The following is a 19,682-nucleotide window of genomic DNA, read 5'->3' as shown; positions in this document are numbered from 1 at the left end:
CTCAGGGCTTGCCGTGTTCGAAGTAGTAGCTGATCCGGGTGCGGGGGTTGAGGTATTCGAACACCGCCGGGGGCAGGCGTTTGGGCTGGATCACCTTGGCGATGGTCAGCCCGGCCGCGTCGAGGTCGATGATGGCCGCCTCCTGGCGCGGAATGCGGGGGTCGTATACCAGCACGGCGGGGTAGAGCAGGCGGGAGGCGTTGACCGACATCACCAGCCCCACCTGGCCGTTGGAGAGCTGCACCACGCTGCCCGGGGGGTAGACCCCCATCAACCGGATCAGCATGCCGAGGTGATCGGCGTTGAACTGGGACTTGCGCTGCTTGTAGAGGCTGCCGAGAGCCGCGTAGGGCACCTTGGCCTCCAGGTGGCAGAGGTTGTCGTACTCGTTGATGAGGGAGACGATCTGGGTGAGGGGATCGAGCTGATCGCCCTTGAGCCCCTGGGGGCCGGTGCCGTCCAGGTACTCATGGTGGTTCTGCACTATCTGCCTGGCTGCTTCCGGAAAATCGCTGACGAGCCCCAGCAGTTCCAGGCCGTAGCGGGGATGCTGGGCCATCAGGTTCTGCTCCGGCTTGGTCAGCGGCTCCGTCTTGCGCAGGATTTGGCTCGGGAGCCTCAGCTTGCCGATGTCGTGGAACAGGGCCCCCATGCCGACCTGGCGGATCGCCTCGGCCGGCAACTTGCACTCCCGGGCGAGCAGCATGCTGAGCACGCTGACGTTGAGGGAGTGAAACTGCAGGCTGTTGCCATCATCGCTGTCAGAGACCAGGTGCAGCACCATCTCGTCCACCGAGAGGAGTTGCTCCGTCATGGCGTTGATCAGCTCCTGGGCCTCGCTGATGGCGTTGAGGGGGCGGGACTGGATCTTGCCCATGAGGTTGCGCACCTGGGCCAGGGATTGGCGGAACTGTTTCTCGCACTGCTGCAGGTCGCGGCGATAGCGCTGCAACTGCTCGATGCGCCGCAGTTTCTCCTGCTGCATCTCCTCCTGGCGGGCGACGAGACCCTCTCCCTCAACCTCATCTGCCTGGGACTGGGTCTGGCCGAGGGGCTTGGGCGGTGTGTCGCTCTTGTCGGGAATGATGGTCACCAGCTTGAGGCCAAGGCGACGAATGAGCTCGATCTCCTCCTCGCTCTTGAGCTTGAAGCTGGAGAACAGAAACGGGTGCTCACGCCATCCCAAAGGCAGGGAGACATAATTGCCGACTTGCAGCCGTTCTACGGAGATCTTGATTCCTGTCATGGGGTTGGGCACGAGGGACACACTGAGCCGTATGCTAGTCAAAGGGCGGGGTGAATACAAAAGGTATCTGATGACAGCGGGAGCGCTTTATTATAGGCTTCTAGATGTCCAGACATATTTACCGATGCAGTACAGGGAGTCAGCATGCCGATCAAGATCCCGGACCAGTTGCCCGCCGCCGAAGTGCTGGGGCAGGAGAACATCTTCGTGATGACGGAATCCCGGGCCGTCACCCAGAACATCCGCCCGCTGCGGGTGCTCATCCTCAATCTGATGCCCAAGAAGATAGAAACCGAGATCCAGCTGATGCGGATGCTCTCCAACTCGCCCTTGCAGGTGGACGTGGATCTGTTGCGCATCGACGATCGGGAGTCGAAAAACACGCCCCAGGCGCACCTGGAGAACTTCTATCACGACTTCGAGCAGGTGAGAGGCAACAACTACGACGGCATGATCATCACGGGGGCGCCGCTCGGGCTGGTGGAGTTCGAGGAGGTGGTCTATTGGCCACGCATCGTCGAGATCATCGAGTGGTCCCATCAGCATGTCACCTCCACCCTCTTCCTCTGCTGGGCGGTGCAGGCGGCGCTGAAAGCCTTGTACGGCATGGAAAAGCAGACCCACGGCGAGAAGCTCTCCGGGGTCTATCGCCACCACCGCCTCGACGAGCACGAGGCGCTGCTGCGCGGCTTCGATGATGAATTCGTGGCGCCCCACTCCCGCTATGCGGCCTTCGACGGGGATCTCATCCGCGCCCACACCGATCTGCAGATCTTCGCCGAGTCGGAAGAGGCGGGCGTCTATCTGGCCGCCACCAAGGATTGTCGCCAGGTGTTCGTCACCGGCCATCCGGAATATGACGCCCTGACCCTGGATGGGGAATACCGGCGGGATCTGGCGGCCGGGCTCACCCCCGTCATTCCGGTCAACTATTACCCGAACAACGACCCAAGCCAGACCCCGCGCGCCACCTGGCGCAGCCACGGTCACCTGCTGTTTTCCAACTGGCTCAACTATTACGTCTACCAGTTGACCAGCTACAAGGTGGAAGACATCGGCAAGGTGTTTACCTACCAGCAGCCCAAGGGATAGAGCCCATCAGTCCGCCCCGGCCAGCCGCCGTCCACGGGTATCGAGCCAGTGACGGTGGCAGGCCAGGGTGAAGGCCCGTGGCCGTCTGGCCCGGATGAGGGTCATGGCCTCCTGCTGGGGCAGCCCCTGGGTCATCAGCAGCAGGGCGGCCGCCAGCCCGGTACGCCCGCTTCCGCCGTGGCAGTGAATGGCAAGGTGCCGTCCCTCGCGCAGCAGGGCGAGCAGTCGGGGTTGCACCCCGGGCCAGGCCTGTTCGAAGGCGGCATCCGGTGCCTCGTCATCCGCAATGGGCAGATGGAACCAGCTCATGCCCCTGGCCTGCACCAGCTGCCCGAGAGAGAGGGGCCCGCACAGGGCCAGCTCCTCCACCGTCATCAGGGTCAGCACCCCGCCGGCACCGGCCAGCTGCAACTGGGCAAGGGCGTGGGCCATGGGGACCTGCTGGCTGCCGGGGCAGGGGGTGAGCAGGAGCTGGCCGTCGAGCCGTGGAACGTCCAGGCTCCAGAAGGGATGGGCACTGAGCATGGGGTTCCTCGTGGTGGCCGGGATCAACGGGATGGGTATCCCGCGGGTGCGGCACAGCATAGAGGGGCCGGAGGCGATGTCAATCTGCGTTGTGTTCGGCCCGGTTTACGGGCAGAGTCTAAAAAAATCGAGCGATGCAAGGAGTAAAGATGAGAAACCTGGATCAACTGGACTTGGACATCCTGGCCCATCTGTTTCGCGATGCGGGCATGACCAACAAGGATTTGGCGGCCCTGGTCGGGGTGGCGCCGTCCACCTGTCTGGAGCGGGTGCGCAAGCTGCAGCAGGATGGCGTGCTCAAGGGGGCGCACTGCGAGGTGGATTACCAGGCCCTGGGCGGTCACATCCAGGCCATGGTCTCCCTGCAACTGGCCCGTCACAGCCGCCAGATCATCGATGCGTTTCGCGACGCCATCCTGGCCCTGCCCGAGGTGATCAGCCTGTTCCACATGGGCGGCAAGGATGATTTCCTGGTGCACCTGTGCGTCTCCGATACCGAACACCTGCGCAATTTCGTCTTCGATCACTTCACCTCCCGGGAAGAGGTGGTGCACCTCGAGACCTCCCTGGTGTTCGAGCACAGGTTCAGCCGCTCGCTCCCCTGCTTCCCCCACCCCTGACGGGGCGAGCCGCAAGAAAAAACCGCCCGAGGGCGGTTTTTTTGTGGGCGGTTCCTCAGTTGAGAGCCAGCCGGCTGTCCTGCGCCGTCCGGTAGAGCCCCTGCTGATAGGCCAGGCTGCCCCACAGAACCAGCCCCAGGGCGGCATCCTTCATGGCGCCTGGCTGCGGCGCCGGGGTGAGCGTTTCGGTCGCATCCTCGTAGATGAAGCCTTCCGGCGCCCGCTCGGGCTGCAGGATCACCACATCCTTGCCGCGCATCAGGGCGAAGTTCTTGTCGTACTGCATGATGGCGCGCCCAGGCCAGTCGGCGGGCATGCGGGTGAGATCCTTGCCCAGCATGGGGTAGTCGGCACTGATGCCCATGAGGGAGAGCAGGGTCGGGGCCATGTCGATCTGGCTGACGATGCGGGGATCCTTTCTCGGTGCTATGCCGTCCCCCAGAATGACCCCCGGGATGTGGAAGCGGGGGATGGGCACCAGACTGGCTCCCCCGACCCGGCTGTCGTGATCGGCGATGACCAGGAACAGGGTGTCCTTCCAGTAGTCCGATGCCCTGGCCTTCTTGAAGAACTCGCCGACGGCGTAGTCCGCGTACTTGGCGGCGTTGTTGCGGGTCTGCTTGGGCTGCTCGTACAGGGCGATGCGGTTGTCGGGGAATTCGAAGGGATCGTGGTTGCTGGAGCTGAACACCAGGCTGAAGAAGGGTTTGCCCTCCTTGTGCAGCGCCGCGAAGGTCTCGTTGGCCTTGGCCATCAGATCTTCATCCGAGGCGCCCCAGGATCCCTCGAACACCGGGTTCTTGAAGTCCTTCTGCTCGACGATGGTGGTGAAGCCGTTGCCGAGGAAGAAGCTGCGCATGTTGTCGAAGTGGCTCTCGCCGCCATAGATGAAGCTGGTGTCATAGCCTCGCTGCTTGAGCAGGTCGGCGATGGTGAAGAAGTTGGTCTGGCTCTTGCCGAGCTTGACCACGGCCTGGGCCGGGGTCGGCGTGAAGCCGGTGAGCACCGCCTCGATGCCGCGTACCGAACGGGTACCGGTGGCGTAGAGCTGCTCGAACGCCCAACCCTCTTTCGACAAGGCATCGATGTTCGGGGTGAGCGGCAGGCCGCCGAGGGAGCCGACGAACTGGGCCCCCAGACTCTCTTGCAGCAGGATCACCAGGTTTTTGGGCTTGCCCTGGTAGCTGGCCGTGTTGAAGGTCTGGCTCGGCAGATCGGCAGAGGTGAAATCGCCGAGAGGGCGACCGCTCTCCTCGCGGACTATGTCGAGTACCTGATGGTCAGCCATCTTGCCGTAAAACTGGCTGGCGTCCTCCTCGGCCCCCATCTGCTTGATGGCAAAGAAGAGGGAGTAGGCGGAGTTGACGGTGAGGGCGTTGACCAGGGGATCGTCCGCAAAGGCCACCATGGCCGGATTCAAGGCGCGATGGCCGAGACTGGAGCGGGCGCCGAGGAAGCCGACGGCGAGGATCAGCAGGGCGAAGGCGGGGCGCCAGTACCAGCGGGGGAAGCTTAGGTCACGCACCAGGCGGCCGCTCAGCCACCAGCCACCGCCCAGCACGGCGCCGCTGAAGATCACGGCCAGCAGCAGTTCGCCCTTGCGGCCAGCCCACAGCATGGAGAGCACCTCCTTCGGATAGATGAGGTACTCCACATAGAGGCGGTTGGGACGTACCCCGTATTCGGTGACGAAGGCGGGAGTGGAGATCTCGAGAAAGAGCATCAGCCAGAGCCCCAGGGTGAGCCAGATCCGGATAAGCTGCATCCAGAGCCGCCCCGGCGCGTGGGGCCCGGCCAGCAACTGGGTCAAGACGGCGGGTACGCCCCAGACCCAGCAGAGGGTGGCGACGTCGACGCGAATGCCTTGCAGCAGCATCTCCTGCCAGCCAGAGACGGCATCCACCCGTTCCAGTTGCCAGAGCCCCAGGCCAAGGCGGCTGATGGTCAGGGAGATGAGCGCGATCAATGAAAAGACGGCGATGGGCCAAACCGGTCCCAGCCATTGTCTGATGGTGGTCATATTGTTCCTGCAAACCTGTTTGCGCCCAGTCCCCGGACGCATTGTTGTTATGGTGCAGGAGTATGACAGTGGCGCCTGGCAAAGGTTGCATGGGGGGGAGGTATAAATGGAGAAGCTGGCACGTTTTATGATTTTTTTGTGACGGGATGCAGGGTTCTAAGAGAGCATAAAACGCTGGGAAAACTGTGATCCTGCTGGCACATCGAGACAATGGTCGTGCCTATAATGGCGCCGGATTTCTCAATCGGAGCCGAAGGGATGCCGGTCTTCATCGATGTGGAATATATGCAGGGCTGGTCTCTGTTCGTTGTGCTCTCCGACGGCACCACAGGCGTGCTGGATCTCACCCCCTGGCGCGGCCAGCCGCTGTTTGCGGCCATGGAGACCGAGCGTCGCTTCGCCCGTGTCTTCATCGATCATCGCCATCAACTGGCATGGCCCTCGGGCTTCACCCTGGCGGCCCACGAGGTCTACCACCTGATCCTGCCCATCGACGAGCGCGCCGCCTTCCCCGATCGCAACATGCATCGCTTCTGACATGCTAACTCGTTGAGTCAGGTAACGTTTTCAGTCACAGACCCGCGTCGGTCAGGTCGTTATCATGACCCCAGTGCGGCGCTTTGGGCGCCCATCCACCACAGCGGGAACATAACAATGAAACAAGGAACGTTGCGTCGTGGCGGCCTCATCGGGGCCGCCCTGTTACTGACGGCTTGCGGCAGCGGGGGAGGCGGTGGCAGCAGTGACCCCCAGCCTCCGGTGGTCAATCCGCCCCCCGCGTCGGCCAGCCGCGCCTGCTACGGCAATGATCAGCCAGCCTGCAACCTGCGCACCTACCAGGTGATGGTGGAGTCCTTCGTCGACGGCGACGGCAGCGCCAACTACGGCGTCGGCTACGGCCCCTCCCGGCACAACGGCGATCTGCAGGGGATCATCGACAGCCTCGACCACATCAAGAGCCTCAACGTCAACGCCATCTGGCTCACGCCGGTGTTTGACTCCTGCGCCGGCCAGGCCGGGGACGACCGGCTGGATGCCACCGGTTACTTCGCCTGCGACTTCTTCAACGTGGATCCCAACTTCGGCAGCAACGCCCAGCTTAAAAAACTGGTGGACGGGGCGCACCAGCGCGGGCTCTATGTCTTCCTCGACGGGGTGTTCGGCCACGTCAACAAGGTGGGGGTGAGCAAGCCTTCACCAGAGGGGCGGCTGCCTGCCCTCAAGAGCGGCGGCGCAGGCTACCCGGGTCAGCTGGTGGATTACGGCCAGCCCGAGAGTCTGGCCTACTTCAAGGAGGTGGCCCGTTACTGGGTCGAGCAGTACGGCATCGACGGCTGGCGCCTCGATCAGGCTTATCAGTTGGGGCTGGATGACTGGCGCGCCATTCGCAGCGAGGTGGCGCGGGCCAGCGCGGCGCGCAAGGCCGCCGGCCAGCAGTGGGGCACCCTCGGCTACATGGTGGGGGAAGTGTGGAAGGGCGCCGACGAGATCCGCGCCCAGGCCTATGGCCCGAGCGACAACCCGGCGCTCTCTTCGGCGTTCGACTTCCCCCTGCGCTACGGTCTGGTACAGGCGCTGGCGGTGGAAGAGTCCGGCAAAGGCGGGCAGGGGGCCAGCGTGCTCGACGCCAGCTGGAACAAGGTGGAGAACTACCCGGACCATGCCATGCCCAACCTGATGCTGGGCAACCACGATCTGGTGCGCTTCGGCGATCTGCTGGAGCGGGGCAACTTCAATGGGGCGGACTACTGGCAGCGCCACAAGGCGGCCTTCAGCTTCATGGCCGCCCGCTCCGGTCCCATTACCTTCTACTATGGCGAGGAGTTTGGCGACGAGGTGCCTGGCTTTGCCAGTCAGGTGGGGGGCGACTGTGCGGCCCAGGGGCTCTGCGATGATCACGTGGCCCGCAGCGATGGCAAGGTGCCCGGTGTCACCGGCTTCGTGCCGAGCAGCGAGCAGAGCGATCTGAAGCAGTGGCTCAGCCAGCTGCTGGCCCTGCGCGCCGCCCACCCCGCCCTCTATCAGGGGGAGCGGGTCAAGCTGGTGGCCGAGGGGAGCGTCTATGGCGACATCAAGCAGACGGCGGGCGAGCAAGTAGTCTACCTGCTCAACGTCTCCACCACGCCCCAGAGTTACGCCGTGCCGGTCGGCAAGCTGCGCAGCGGCAGCGCCCTGGTGGATCTGCAGAGCGGCGAGAACCTGGCCATCGGTGGCAGCAGCGTGACGGTGGACTTGCCGCCCCTCACCGGCCGCTTCCTGCTGGTGCGCTGAGGGAGGCAGACAACAGAAAGGGCTCCATGATGGAGCCCTTTTTCATGGTGGCGGCTTACTTCTCGATGCCGCTGCCCAGATCGTCCCGGCGGGAAGAGACCGAGGGCTCGGCCCCGTGGCGCCAGTGTTCCAGCCGGTTGTGCACCCCGCGGCGGAGGCTCTTGAAGCTGGCTTCCAGATAGTCCACCCCCACCAGGATAGAGAGGGTGACGACGGTGAGCAGCAGCGCCTGATGCAGCATGTCCATGCCGATGAGGGCGCCGAGGGCGGCCAGCATCCAGATGGCGGCGGCGGAAGTCACCCCCAGCACCTGACCATCCCGGGTCATCATGACCCCGGCCCCGAGAAAGCCGACCCCGGTGATGAGCTGACCCAGCACCCGCGCCTGATCGGCGCCCTGAGGACTGACGGCGGCGCCGATGGCGAGAAAACAGTAGGTGCCGAGCACGATGAGGGAAGAGGTGCGGATCCCCACCGGCTTGCCGCGAAGCTGCCGCTCCAGCCCCACCAGGGTGCCACACACCAGACAGACCAGGATGTTCTCCCAGCCAAGGGGCGCGATGTCCCACCACTGCATTGTCATCATATCCACCTCTGCTCGCGATGCTTGTTATCCTGTCGCGCTCTGCCCCCGGTTCTCCAGCCGCTGGCGGAAGGCCCGGGCGAGGCGCTCGTAGAGGTCCTTTGCCTCCCTGTCTTCAATATCGCCACGTATCCAGGGGTTGTCGATGATTTCCAGCAACACGCAGCCCTGACCCTGCTGGCGCAGATCCACCCCGAACAGGCCGTTGCCGAGCTGGTGCACGGCGCGGCGGGCGGTTTGCAGCACCCGCTCCGGCACTTCACTGAGGGGCAGCGCCTCGATGCGGCTCATGTCGAGGGGGTGTTTGCGGCGACGGATGCGGTTGCCGGGTTCGGGTCGGTAGCGGCGGCAGGCGAACAGCGGCGAGCCGTCGAGAAAGCCGATGCGCCAGTCGAACTCGGCAGGGATCCGGCTCTGGACCAGCAGCAGGGCGGAGCGGGCCAGCCCCTCGTCCAGCAGGCGGGCGAGCTGGATGTCATCGCTGGCCATGGCGAGGTCGCGCCCCTGGGCGCCGTCGGGGATCTTCACCATCAGCGGCAGACCGAGGCGCTGCACCAGTTCGTCCACATGCTGGCGGCCGCGGCGGGTCACGACGGTGGTGGGGGGCATGGGCACGCCGCTGCGCACCATCAGCTCGTAGAGATAGAGCTTGTTGCTGCAGGCGAGGATGGCACGGGAGCTGTCGATGACCGGCATCTTGAGCTGCTCGGCACGGCGGGCAAATTCGAAGGTGTAATGGCCGACCGCGGTCTCGGCGCGCAGCCAGAGGGTGTCGAACTCCGGCAACCGCTCGATGGCCGAGGGAGGCAGGATCTCGGCCTGGATCCCCTGGGCCGCGGCCGCCTTGATGAAACGCTCCAGCGCCAGGGCATCGCTGCTGGCGCGGCCGTCGTTGGGGTCGACCAGGATGGCGAGCTGGTAGCGTGGCGCCGTCTGCTCCTCGTCCCCCGTGCCCACCAGCGCCTGGGCGTGCTGCACCATCAGCGCCTTCTCGCTCGGGCTCAGCGCCAGCGGTGACAGGCTCTCCTGCTGGCGCACCGACCAGCCGTGGCGACCGCGCTTGAGGGTCAGCTCCTGCAGCGGCAACTGGCTCAGGCCGTAGTAATAGCGGGCGAGCCCCGCCAGCTCGCTCTGTTCGCACTGGCCGAAGATGGCGCGCACCCGGATCCTGTCTTCGCTCTGCTGGGCCAGCCAGCCCTGCAATTTGCGCCACAGCTTGGCGGGAGGCTGCTGGGGTTGCAGCCTGCTGATGGCCTGCAATCCCGGCAGGCAGTGGTGGCCGCGGGCCTGGGCCAGCAGGGAGCAGTAATAACCGGCCCCCAGGTGTTCCAGGCTGCGGCAGAGGTTGATGATGCGCGGACGCCCCCCTGTGGTGGGCAGACCGTGTTGCAGGTAGGTGCGGGCGGTCAGCAGATAGTCGGCATGGCAGGGCCAGTCGCCCGGCTCCTCGACGATGACATAGGTACTCATATTTTCAGGCTCCACAGAAAGGACTGCCAGAAACGGCAGGATCCCCAGTGGGCTTCGATGCACCGACAAGCACGACAATGGCGCGAGGGGAAACAAGAGGTTACAGTGCCTAATATTCTGCCTTGGTAACTTGTGATACAAGTCGCATTTCTGGTGCTGAGGATAAATAACCGAACAAGGACTCCCCGTGTTGACCGTGCGCGCCGCCCGAGCCGATGATTTGGGCGCCATCGTGAAGCTGGAACGCTACTGTTTTCCCCCCGAGGTCGCCTTCGGCCGCAGCCGCTGGCACTATCTGCTCAATCAGGGCAAGGGGCGCACCCTGCTGCTGCAAGACGAGAAGGCGCAGGTGATGGGCTATTTGAGCGTGCTGGAGCACAAAGGCTGGGATCGTCTCATCATCCAGACCCTCGCCATCCGCTGGACCGTCCGCCGTCAGGGGTGGGCACGCCGCCTGCTGGAGCAGGTGATCCGGGAAGGGCGCGAGGCCGGCTGGGGGGCGATTCGCCTCGAGGTCGCCGACGCCAACCCAGAAGCCAGGACCCTCTATCAGGGGCTGGGGTTTCGCCCCGGGGTACGGCTGCCCGATTATTACGGGCCCGGCCAGCATGCCCACCGCCTGGTGCTGGCGCTGGGGGATGAGCGGCAGGAGCCATCATGAGTTGCGAGGATTGCCTGGCTACGGCCATCAGGGCCAAGCTCGGGCGCTGCCCGGTCTGTGCCGCCCAGACCTTTCTCATCGGGGTCGTCGGCTGGCTGGTCTGGTGGTGGTGCGGCGCCGATACCTCGGTCAACGCCCTGACCGGCCTGCTGTTTGCGCTGGGGGGCTCGGGTCTCTTCCTGCTGCATCTGGCGGTGTTCGCATGGCGAAAGCTGGGCAAACGCGACATATAACGTGCTGATTTTTCAAGAAGACAAATAACAATGGAGGTTCACATGATTGCAATGGTAACGGGCGCCTCGTCCGGCTTTGGTGAGGCCATCAGCCGCCTGCTGGTGAGCGCTGGCCACCGGGTGATCGGCACCGGGCGCCGCGGCGAACGGCTGGCCGCCCTGGCCGAGGAGCTGGGCGAGCAGTTCCTGCCCCTGGTGTTCGACGTCCAGGACAAGGCTGCCACCCGCGCCGCCATCGAGGCGCTGCCGACCGAATGGCAACAGGTGGACCTGCTGGTGAACAACGCCGGCCTGGCACTGGGGCTGGAGCCTGCCCACAAGGCGGATCTGGAAGACTGGGAGCAGATGATCGCCACCAACATCAGCGGCCTGGCTCTGATCACCCGGTTGCTGTTGCCGGGCATGGTGGCGCGCAACCGCGGCCACGTCATCAACATCGGCTCCATCGCAGGGACCTACCCCTATCCGGGCGGCAACGTCTACGGCGCGACCAAGGCGTTCGTGAAGCAGTTCAGCCTCAACCTGCGTGCGGATCTGGCGGGCACGGCGGTGCGTGTCACCAACGTGGAGCCCGGCCTGTGTGGCGGCACCGAGTTCTCCAACGTGCGCTTCCACGGCGACGACGCCAAGGCGGCCACCGTCTATCAGGGGGTGCAGGCCATCCTGCCGGAAGACATCGCCAATACCGTACTCTGGATCAGCGAGCAGCCTGCCCACGTCAACATCAACAGCATCGAGATCATGCCGGTGGCCCAGACCTTCGGTCCGCTCCACATCAGCCGTCGCTGATGTCATGACGAGCCGACTCCTGTCCACAAGAGGCGCCTTCGGGCGCTTTTTTGATGGATCTGGTCGCACTCGTCATGGAGTGCAGAAGGAGGCGTGCTGCGACCCCGTGCTGAACCGTCGGAAGAGGGGGGTACTCAAGTTGGCCTGCATTTTGCTGTCTCCGGCTCATGGCGGGGAACCCATCCCCGGAGCCGGCGAGGCCGGCAGTGAGCGTGGAGCCTTCATGGATATCAAACCCTATGGTCATCAACTTGCCCAGAGCGCGTCCCAGAACCGTGCCCTGGCGACCCTCAGCGACAGCGACGACAAGCAGAGCGGCTGGTCTCAGCAGGTCAGCCTCTCCAGTCAGGTGCTGACCGGCAAGGCGCAGCAGGCGCTGACCTACGAGCATCTGGCCAGGAACGGCAAGAACACAGTCCTGACCGGTGGCGTCAAGGATGCGCGGGTGCAGCAGATGGTGGACAAGGCCCTGGGCTTTGATCGCAAAAAATTTGACGATCTCGAGCGTCAGCTCAAGGGGATAGCGGATGACAAGACGCTCTCTGCCGAGGAGCGCGAAACGCAGAGCAAGGACCTGGCCGCGCAGCGCGATGCCATGCTCAAGGAGGCCATGGATCGCCTCACCGGCAAATCCGCCTCCCAGGCATGATGTGATTCAAACGGCAATCTTTGGGCGTTAAAGGCAAGGGGTTGCCCCCTTGCTACGGGGCTGGCAGGCCGTGGTCAGGGCTCAGGGACTCTGGGGGGCGATCCCGATGGCGATGGCGGTGGTCTGCACGGCCTTGATCTGGTCCCCCTTGGCGATGAGGGCGAACTGGGCCGGATCCTGCACCTTGAGGGTCAGGGTATGGTCAACCCCCTTGACCCGGATGGTCTGGTGCGCCTTGTCCACGTCGATGACGTCGGCATAGATGGTTACCTGCATGCCGGCGCCGGCAGCGGGTTTCTCCCCGGCCGCCGCCTTGCCCCCTTCCACTTCCACCACCCGTTTTCTCACCCCGGCGGTGCCCTTGAGCAGGGTCAGGTCCAGCAGTTGCAGATATCTCAAGGCCACGACATCTCCCACCTTGAGCTGGGGAAGGTTGGTCACCTCCTCCCCGGCGATCAGATCCAGGGTCTGCCCTTCGGCATTTTTCAGGCTGACCTTGCGGGTGGCCAGGTCGATGGCGGTGACGGTTGCCCTGGCGGTCAGTTCTTCGGCCAGACTGGCTTGTCCGGGGGCCACGGCCACATGGGTGGTGACCTCGGCGGCATAGAGCAGGGGAGGGGCACAGAGGGTGAGGGCACCCGCAATCCAGGCGTGCTTCAGTTTCATGATAGAGACCCTGTGAGTGGGAAAGGGACCCCGGGAGGGGCTTGAGGGGGCGACGAACTCGTCTGCCCGCTATCACCATAGCAAAGCCGGGCAGGAGCGCCCGGCATCGGCAGGCTGGCATCGTATTTTTGACGACAGGCTCCCGGTTTTGACCTGATGGCACGGCAGGCGCACAATTCCCCGGCATGCAATCAACCGAGGGCTCTGCCGTGTACAACTTCCAATATGCCAATCCCACTCGCATCTGCTTTGGTGAAGGCCAGATAGCCACTCTGTCGGAGCTGATCCCGGTCGGCAGCCGTCTGCTGGTGCTCTACGGGGGTGGCAGCATCAAGCAGAACGGGGTCTATGAGCAGTTGACCCAGGCGCTGGCGGGCCGGGAGTGGCTGGAGTTTCCCGGCATCGGCGCCAACCCCCAGTACGACCAGCTGATGGAGGCGGTGGATCTGGTCAAGCGCGAGCGTATCGACTTCCTGCTGGCGGTGGGTGGCGGTTCCGTGGTGGATGGCACCAAGTTCGTGGCCGCCGCGGCCTGCTTCGAGGGGGACGATCCCTGGGAGATCCTGCGGGACAAGGCCCCCATCAAGGGGGCGCTGCCGCTCGGCTGTGTGCTGACCCTGCCGGCCACCGGTTCGGAGAGCAACCCCGCCGCCGTGGTGAGCCGGGGGGAGGCCAAGCTCTCCTTCTACAATCCGCTGGTGCAACCGGTGTTTGCGGTGCTGGATCCCGCCACCACCTACAGCCTGCCGCCGCGCCAGGTGGGCAATGGCGTGGTGGATGCCTTCGTCCACATCCTCGAGCAGTACCTCACCTTCCCGGTGGGGGGCGAGGTGCAGGACCGGCTGGCGGAGGGGCTGCTGCAGGTGCTGGTGGACAACGGCCCGCGCGCGCTGGCGGAGCCCACCAACTACCAGGTGCGCGCCAACCTGATGTGGGCGGCCAGCCTGGCCCTCAACGGCCTCATCGGTCGCGGCGTGCCCCAGGACTGGTCCACCCACGCCATCGGTCACCAGCTCACCGCCCTGCATGGGCTGGATCATGCCCAGAGTCTGGCGGTGGTGCTGCCCTCCCTGCTGCGCGAGCAATCGGCCCAGAAGCAGGAGAAGCTGGCCCAGTTCGCCGAGCGAGTATGGCACTCCAGCCGCGAGGACAAGGCACTGCGTATCGAGGAGGCGATCATCCGCACCGAGCAGTTCTTCCAGCAGATGGGGGTGGGTACCCGTCTCGCCGACTATGGCCTGGATGCGCGCTGCATCCCGGGGATCTGTTCCAACCTCAAGCTGTTCGGCCTGACCGCCCTCGGTGAGCAGCAGGACATCGACCCCGACAAGGTAGCCAGGATCCTTTCCCACGCGCTGTAAGTCATCCTGGCAACCATAGTGGCGCGGATCCTTTCCCTCGCCCTCTGATCACCGGCTGGCCAACGGAAAAGAGAACGCCCCGATCATCGGGGCGTTTTGCAGGGTGTCACCGGGGCACCGCCGTTTATTCGGCGCTGCGGTCCAGCTCGCGCTCCAGCGCCGCCGCCTTCTGGCGTGCCGGATGGGTATTGAGTCGCTGCCAGTAGGCCTCAAGGTGCGGGAACTGGGCCAGCTGGCCGCTCTGGGCCAGCAGATCCACCAGGAAGGAGTTCAGGATGTCGGCGCCGGTGAGGCGATCGGCCACCAGGTAACGGCGGTTTGCCAGCACCTCATCGAGATAACCCAGCACCTTGGCGCACTCGGCTTTGGCGTAGTCCGGCAGGAAGCGCATCGGGCTGCCATCCTTGCGCACGAACATGTCGAGCAGCAGCGGCAGAATGCCGGAGCTCTCGGCGAAGTGGAGCCACTGCAGGTATTCGGGATACTCCGGGCTGTCGGCGGCCGGTGCCAGCCGGTCCGGGGCGCGGCGGGCGATCAGGTACTCTGTGATGGCACCGGATTCCGCCAGCACCCGCCCGTCAAACTCGATGACCGGCGACTTGCCGAGGGGGTGGACGGCCTTGAGCTCGGGCGGCGCCAGAAAGGTGGCGGCATCGCGCTGGTAGGCCTTGATCTGGTAGGGCAGGCCCAGCTCTTCAAGCAGCCAGATGATGCGCTGGGAGCGGGATTTGTTCAGGTGGTGCAGGACTATCATGGAAACCTCGACGCAGTGACGGAAGGCGGTGATACGCAGCGCCCCGGCAGCAGGTTCACTGATGGATGAAAAAGAGCGGGCGTGGTGCCCGCTCCTTCGCCGATTGACTCAGGCCTCCAGCGCCTGATCCAGGTCCGCCAGTATGTCCTCGATGGCTTCGATCCCCACCGACAGCCGGATCATCTCAGGTTTCACTCCTGCCTTGGCCTGCTCCTCTTCGCTCAACTGGCGATGGGTGGTGGAGGCGGGGTGGCAGGCCAGGGACTTGGCGTCGCCGATGTTGACCAGCCGCTTGAAGATCTTGAGGGCATCGTAGAAGCGCACACCCGCCTCGTAGCCGTCCTTCAGGCCGAAAGAGAGGATGGCCGAGGGGCGACCGGCCATGTACTTCTCCGCCAGCGGGTAGTGGGGGTGACCCGGCAGACCGGCGTAGCTGACCCAGGCCACCTTGGGGTGGTGCTTGAGGTGGTGGGCCACCCGCAGAGCGTTGTCCACGTGGCGCTCCATGCGCAGGCTCAGGGTTTCCAGCCCTTGCAGCAGCAGGAAGGCGTTCATCGGCGCCAGCGCCGCGCCGGTATTGCGCAGCGGCACGGTGCGCACCCGGCCGATGAAGGCAGCCGGGCCGAAGGCCTCGGTGTAGACCACCCCGTGATAAGAAGGCTCGGGTTGGGTCAGCTGGGGGAAGCGCTCGGCGTGATCCGCCCAGGGGAACTTGCCCGAGTCGACGATGACGCCCCCCAGGGAGTTGCCGTGGCCGCCGACATATTTGGTCAGGCTGTGCACCACGATGTCGGCGCCGTGTTCGATGGGTTTGCACAAGACCGGAGTGGCGACCGTGTTGTCGACGATGAGCGGCACGCCGCGGGCGTGGGCGGCCTTGGCCAGGGCGGCGATGTCGACGATGTTGCCCGCCGGGTTGCCGATGCTCTCGCAATAGACCGCCTTGGTCTTGTCATCGATGAGGGCGGCGATGGCCTCGGCGCTGTCATCCTTGGCGAAGCGTACCTCGACCCCGAAACTTGGCAGCATGTGGGCGAACAGGGTGTAGGTGCCGCCATAGAGCTGGGGGGTGGAGACGATGTTGTCACCGGCTGCGGTCAGCGCCTGGATGGCGTAGGTGATGGCGGCGGAACCTGCCGAGACCACCAGGGCGGCGATCCCCCCTTCAAGGGCGGCCATCCGCTGCTCCAGCACATCGTTGGTGGGGTTCATGATGCGGGTGTAGATGTTGCCCGGCACCGCCAGATTGAACAAGTCCGCCCCGTGCTGGGCGCTCTCGAACTCGTAGGCCACCGTCTGGTAGATGGGCACGGCAACGGCCTTGGTGGTGGGGTCGTTGGCAAAGCCGTGGTGCAGGGCCAGGGTCGCATCTTTCATCACACACTCCTTGTTGGATGTCACCATTATGGATGGATAGACGTCCAATTTAGCAGTCCTGGCGCCGATGTAAACCACCCATTCCGGCAAAGCAATGCCGGGGGATGGCGGTGACCGGATGGCGTCTGTGACGGCGACCTCAGAGACGGCGGCGATACTCCCTGTCGTCTATCTGGTGCATATCCCACTGCATCAGGCGGTTGAGCTGCACCATGGGATCTTCGACCAGCGTCAGAGGGTGGGGCAGGATCCTCAGGAAGTAGCGACGAAGGGTTTGCTGGATCCGGTTCGGTTTGAGGGGGTTGGCGTGGCTCATGATGGTGCTCCTGTGCTGTGGTTCTCACGTTCGCCAGCAGTATTGAGCTAAAATGCGGAAGTAAAAACTGATGACTTTCAGAGACAGGATTTCCTCTTTTATGCCTACCACCCGCCTTTATCAGCAATTTCAACGGCTCACCCAGCAGCTTGGCTGCGATGAGCGGGAGATCAGCCTCGCCGAGGTGGCGGATCTGCTCTGCTGCACCACGCGCAATGCACGCCTGCTGCTGCGCCGCATGGAAGGGCAGGGCTGGCTTTGCTGGACGGCAGAGGCAGGGCGGGGGCGGCGCTCCCGCCTCACCCTGCTGGACAACCAGGAGAGCCTGACCCGGCGCCGATTGCGGGATCTGCTGAGTCAGGGCCAGCTGGCGCAGGCGGTGCGGCTGGCCGAAGATCGCCTGGATCTGCTCACCCCGCTGCTCATCGAGCAGCTCGGCCAGGCCACCCGGGAGGGGCGCCAGATCCTGAGGGTGCCCTACTACCGGCCCCTGCCCGGTCTGTTGCCCACCGCGCCCTTGCGCCGCTCCGAAATTCACCTGAGCCGCCAGATCTTCAACGGTCTGACCCGGCGAAACGAGGAAAATGGGGAAATAGAGGGGGATCTCGCCCACCACTGGGAGTGTCTGGCCCCCTGTCACTGGCGCTTCTATCTGCGCCCCGTGGTGCGCTTTCACCATGGCCGCGAACTGGTGGTGGAGGATGTGATGGAGAGCCTGCAGGCCTTGCGGGATCGCCCGTTGTTCTCCCATCTGGCACGGTTGGAGAGCCGCTGGCCGCGCACCCTGGACATCCATCTCGACAGCCCGGATCCTCTGCTGCCGCACCTGCTGGCCGAGCCGGTGGCGGCCATCCTGCCGCGGGAGCTCAAGGGGGAGGCGAATTTCGCCCTGCAGCCGGTGGGCACCGGCCCCTATCGGGTGAGCGCCAACGACCCCCTGCACCTGTGCCTCGAAGCATTTGACGACTATTTCGGGCTGCGGGCCCTGCTCGACGAGATCGACATCTGGATGCTGCCGGAGCTGGCGGAACGGCTGGAGAGCCACGTCAGGCTGGGCAGCGACACCCCGGAGCTTGGTTCCATGCGCGGGGAGTCCGAACTCGAGTCGGGCTGCTACTTCCTGCTGCAGGACGACAGATCGGTCCCCCTGCAGGACCCGGCCCTGCGCCAGTGGCTGACCCGGCTGCTCAACCCCATCGCCCTGATGGCCCGGGTGGCACCCGAGCTGCAGCGGGGCTGGACCAGCGCACTGGGCCTCCTGCCCCACTGGCGCGAGAGCCTGCCTCTTCCCGAGCCCGGTCCGGTCAGCCTGCCAGCGCGGCTGGTACTGGCCTGCTTCAACCAGCATCTGGAGTTCAACGAGTGCGCCAGCGCCATGAGCAGCCTGCTGGCAGATCAGGGGATCCAGCTCGAGGTGCGTACCCTGGACTACGGCCGCTGGGTGAGCGGGGAGGATGAAGATGTGGATCTCTGGTTCGGCACCCTCAACCTGGAGCATGAGCACGCCTTCGCCCCTTACGCCTGGCTTCAGGGCACCCCCTTGCTGCGCCGGGTGTGGGGCGGCCAGCAGGCCCTGTGGCAGGGATTGACGCAGTGGCGCGCCCATGGTGAAGAGCCCGGCCCCCGCGCCCTGCTGGCCGAGGTGCAGCGCCAGAGCTGGTTCGTGCCGCTGTTTCACCACTGGCTGGAGCTGGAGAGCCGGGTCGGCGTGCACGGCGTGCGCATGACGGCCCTCGGCTGGTTCGATTTTCGCAGCGCCTGGTTAAAGCCCGAGCAGGTGGCGCAGGAGCCGGAAACCGGCGGTGGCTCTCACCCCCAGGCAGGGACGCTTGAGTCGGACGGGTTGGCGCGCTAGCCTGTGCGCGGTCCTACGACAAGGAGTCGACATCCATGCTGGAAATGCAGATCCAACCCCGTTTTCAAGAGACGGACGCCCTCGGCCACATCAACAACACGGTGCCGGCGGTCTGGTTTGAATCGGCCCGTGATCCCCTGTTTCGCCTCTTCTCGCCCGAGCTGGATGTGCATGACTGGCATCTGATCATCGCGGGCTACACGGTGCAATTCAAACGGGAGCTGTTCTATGGCCAGATGGTGTCGATCAAGACCGGCGTACGGCGTATCGGTACCAGCTCCTTCACGCTCTGGCAGGAAGCCTGGCAGGGCGGCGAGCTGGCGGTGACCGCCGAGACGACCCTGATCCATTTTGACTACCGGACCCGGCAGTCCATCCCTTTGAGCGAGGCTCACCGGGAGGGACTGAGGGTCTGGCTGGTAGAGAGTTAATCCGGCCTTCTGGCCCACCACAGGACACTTATGCGCACAACCGCGATCGCCCTGAGCCTCGGCTTGGGACTGGGACTCTGCTCCCTGCCTTCATTCGCCGCCTCCCTGGCCGAGCAGTTCACCCTGATGGAGAAGGGGGCCGACAGCGCCCTCGATACCCGCTTGTTCAGCCACGATGGCGTTGACATCAAGGCCTGGGTCGACGGCACGCCCGTCATCATCGCCGTGCCCATCCTGAACGAGCAGGGCAAACAGGAAGGGGAGAGCCGTTACTACTTCAAGGGCGGCAAGCTGTTCGGGGTGAAGGAGCCCGCCGCTCAGTTCGCCTTCGATGACAGTGGCAAGCTGACCCAATGGCTGGACGACAAGGGGCAGCCTGCGGAGTTTGTCAGCAAGATGAGCATGCAGCAGCGGGAAGCCTGGCTGACCAGACGGGCGGCCGAGCTGGGCGGGTTGTTTGCACCGAGCACCGCCGAGGAGAAGGCTGACAAGGGGGGCGTCAAGCTCAAGGGGGCCGAGCTCGCCCAGTGGCTCTGCAATGGCAAGCTGATGGCGCTTGCCGGAGGTGACAAGGTGACCTTCGAGCCGGCCAAACTCAAGAGGAGTGCAGAGGGCATCAAGGGAGAGGTCTCCCTGCGCCAGGAGAAGGGGTGGCAGGATCTCTGCCTCACCTGCGAGGTGCAGGGCAACCGGGTGACTCGCCTCACCTGGCAGCCGCTGCCGGGTGCCAACAAGCCGCAGTAAGGGCGGCAGCGTCAAAGAA

21 protein-coding genes are annotated in these 19,682 nt (G+C 64.7%); 12 read left to right on the top strand and 9 right to left on the bottom strand.

The window, feature by feature from the left end:
- Position 1 precedes the first annotated feature (1 nt).
- A complete protein-coding gene (locus AB5Y70_RS01065; protein WP_368175901.1) occupies positions 2–1,246 on the bottom strand; it encodes an HD-GYP domain-containing protein in 1,245 nt (414 codons plus the stop codon).
- 144 nt (positions 1,247–1,390) lie between these two features.
- Between AB5Y70_RS01065 and metA the strand changes: the two genes are divergently transcribed.
- The gene (metA, locus tag AB5Y70_RS01060; RefSeq protein ID WP_010672713.1) at positions 1,391–2,338 is read left to right on the top strand and encodes a homoserine O-succinyltransferase; all 948 of its coding nucleotides are present in this window, start codon (positions 1,391–1,393) and stop codon (positions 2,336–2,338) included.
- Positions 2,339–2,344: 6 nt separating this feature from the next.
- On the opposite strand, the gene AB5Y70_RS01055 is transcribed toward metA, so the two are convergent.
- The gene (locus tag AB5Y70_RS01055) at positions 2,345–2,863 is read right to left on the bottom strand and encodes a tyrosine-protein phosphatase (RefSeq protein ID WP_042864527.1); all 519 of its coding nucleotides are present in this window, start codon (positions 2,861–2,863) and stop codon (positions 2,345–2,347) included.
- A 149-nt stretch (positions 2,864–3,012) separates the two neighbouring features.
- On the opposite strand from AB5Y70_RS01055, the gene AB5Y70_RS01050 reads away from it, so the two are divergent.
- Positions 3,013–3,483 (top strand): Lrp/AsnC family transcriptional regulator, encoded by a 471-nt coding sequence (locus AB5Y70_RS01050; protein WP_010672715.1) that lies wholly within the window; start codon positions 3,013–3,015, stop codon positions 3,481–3,483.
- Positions 3,484–3,538: 55 nt separating this feature from the next.
- Here AB5Y70_RS01050 and AB5Y70_RS01045 read toward each other — a convergent pair whose 3' ends face one another.
- Positions 3,539–5,503, bottom strand: coding sequence for an LTA synthase family protein (locus AB5Y70_RS01045; protein ID WP_043154042.1), 1,965 nt, complete (start codon positions 5,501–5,503; stop codon positions 3,539–3,541).
- Between the two features lie 258 nt (positions 5,504–5,761).
- Here AB5Y70_RS01045 and AB5Y70_RS01040 point away from each other — a divergent pair, with 258 nt between their 5' ends.
- Both AB5Y70_RS01040 and AB5Y70_RS01035 read left to right on the top strand, forming a co-directional pair.
- Positions 5,762–6,040, top strand: a complete 279-nt coding sequence (locus AB5Y70_RS01040) for a DUF2442 domain-containing protein (protein ID WP_043154040.1) — start codon at positions 5,762–5,764, stop codon at positions 6,038–6,040.
- A 117-nt stretch (positions 6,041–6,157) separates the two neighbouring features.
- Positions 6,158–7,774 (top strand): alpha-amylase family protein, encoded by a 1,617-nt coding sequence (locus AB5Y70_RS01035; protein WP_043154038.1) that lies wholly within the window; start codon positions 6,158–6,160, stop codon positions 7,772–7,774.
- A 55-nt stretch (positions 7,775–7,829) separates the two neighbouring features.
- On the opposite strand, the gene AB5Y70_RS01030 is transcribed toward AB5Y70_RS01035, so the two are convergent.
- Together AB5Y70_RS01030 and AB5Y70_RS01025 are read right to left on the bottom strand one after the other, a co-directional pair.
- Complete coding sequence (locus AB5Y70_RS01030) at positions 7,830–8,360, bottom strand: MgtC/SapB family protein (protein WP_039039793.1); 531 nt, start codon at positions 8,358–8,360, stop codon at positions 7,830–7,832.
- A 24-nt stretch (positions 8,361–8,384) separates the two neighbouring features.
- Positions 8,385–9,827, bottom strand: coding sequence for a RimK family protein (locus tag AB5Y70_RS01025; RefSeq protein WP_041212263.1), 1,443 nt, complete (start codon positions 9,825–9,827; stop codon positions 8,385–8,387).
- A 187-nt stretch (positions 9,828–10,014) separates the two neighbouring features.
- Between AB5Y70_RS01025 and AB5Y70_RS01020 the strand changes: the two genes are divergently transcribed.
- From AB5Y70_RS01020 to AB5Y70_RS01005, 4 genes are all read left to right on the top strand, one after another.
- A complete protein-coding gene (locus tag AB5Y70_RS01020; protein ID WP_049637243.1) occupies positions 10,015–10,488 on the top strand; it encodes a GNAT family N-acetyltransferase in 474 nt (157 codons plus the stop codon).
- A complete protein-coding gene (locus AB5Y70_RS01015) occupies positions 10,485–10,721 on the top strand; it encodes a DUF3624 domain-containing protein (RefSeq protein WP_041212265.1) in 237 nt (78 codons plus the stop codon). Before AB5Y70_RS01020 ends, AB5Y70_RS01015 begins: the two co-directional genes overlap by 4 nt.
- Positions 10,722–10,763: 42 nt before the next feature.
- Positions 10,764–11,510, top strand: a complete 747-nt coding sequence (locus tag AB5Y70_RS01010; protein ID WP_043154033.1) for an SDR family oxidoreductase — start codon at positions 10,764–10,766, stop codon at positions 11,508–11,510.
- 223 nt (positions 11,511–11,733) lie between these two features.
- Positions 11,734–12,159, top strand: a complete 426-nt coding sequence (locus tag AB5Y70_RS01005) for a hypothetical protein (protein WP_029313593.1) — start codon at positions 11,734–11,736, stop codon at positions 12,157–12,159.
- An 81-nt stretch (positions 12,160–12,240) separates the two neighbouring features.
- Here AB5Y70_RS01005 and AB5Y70_RS01000 read toward each other — a convergent pair whose 3' ends face one another.
- A complete protein-coding gene (locus AB5Y70_RS01000) occupies positions 12,241–12,825 on the bottom strand; it encodes a hypothetical protein (protein ID WP_041212267.1) in 585 nt (194 codons plus the stop codon).
- Positions 12,826–13,010: 185 nt separating this feature from the next.
- On the opposite strand from AB5Y70_RS01000, the gene AB5Y70_RS00995 reads away from it, so the two are divergent.
- Positions 13,011–14,186, top strand: coding sequence for an iron-containing alcohol dehydrogenase (locus tag AB5Y70_RS00995; protein ID WP_102948918.1), 1,176 nt, complete (start codon positions 13,011–13,013; stop codon positions 14,184–14,186).
- A 124-nt stretch (positions 14,187–14,310) separates the two neighbouring features.
- On the opposite strand, the gene AB5Y70_RS00990 is transcribed toward AB5Y70_RS00995, so the two are convergent.
- The 3 genes from AB5Y70_RS00990 to AB5Y70_RS00980 all read right to left on the bottom strand — a co-directional run bounded on the left by AB5Y70_RS00990 (position 14,311) and on the right by AB5Y70_RS00980 (position 16,633).
- Positions 14,311–14,940, bottom strand: a complete 630-nt coding sequence (locus AB5Y70_RS00990; protein WP_193758877.1) for a glutathione S-transferase family protein — start codon at positions 14,938–14,940, stop codon at positions 14,311–14,313.
- Between the two features lie 108 nt (positions 14,941–15,048).
- Positions 15,049–16,317 (bottom strand): O-acetylhomoserine aminocarboxypropyltransferase/cysteine synthase family protein, encoded by a 1,269-nt coding sequence (locus tag AB5Y70_RS00985; protein WP_102948916.1) that lies wholly within the window; start codon positions 16,315–16,317, stop codon positions 15,049–15,051.
- Positions 16,318–16,456: 139 nt separating this feature from the next.
- Entirely contained in the window at positions 16,457–16,633 is a 177-nt protein-coding gene (locus tag AB5Y70_RS00980; protein WP_102948915.1) for a hypothetical protein, read from the bottom strand.
- A gap of 100 nt (positions 16,634–16,733) precedes the next feature.
- Between AB5Y70_RS00980 and sgrR the strand changes: the two genes are divergently transcribed.
- Genes sgrR through AB5Y70_RS00965 form a run of 3 tightly spaced genes read left to right on the top strand, consistent with a single transcriptional unit; the run spans position 16,734 to position 19,663 of the window.
- Entirely contained in the window at positions 16,734–18,488 is a 1,755-nt protein-coding gene (sgrR, locus tag AB5Y70_RS00975) for an HTH-type transcriptional regulator SgrR (RefSeq protein WP_043154024.1), read from the top strand.
- Positions 18,489–18,523: 35 nt separating this feature from the next.
- Positions 18,524–18,919: a thioesterase family protein gene (locus AB5Y70_RS00970; protein ID WP_010672731.1), complete on the top strand. Its 396-nt coding sequence runs from the start codon at positions 18,524–18,526 to the stop codon at positions 18,917–18,919.
- 30 nt (positions 18,920–18,949) lie between these two features.
- Positions 18,950–19,663 carry a hypothetical protein gene (locus AB5Y70_RS00965; RefSeq protein WP_010672732.1) on the top strand — a complete coding sequence of 238 codons (714 nt, stop codon included), beginning with the start codon at positions 18,950–18,952 and terminating at the stop codon, positions 19,661–19,663.
- The last annotated feature ends 19 nt before the right edge of the window (positions 19,664–19,682 follow it).

It is taken from the genome of Aeromonas sp. s1(2024) (assembly GCF_040908005.1).
GTDB classification, from domain to species: Bacteria; Pseudomonadota; Gammaproteobacteria; order Enterobacterales; family Aeromonadaceae; genus Aeromonas; species Aeromonas caviae.
Note: the sequence above shows the minus strand (reverse complement) of the source record. Positions and strands in the feature narration are given on the sequence as shown.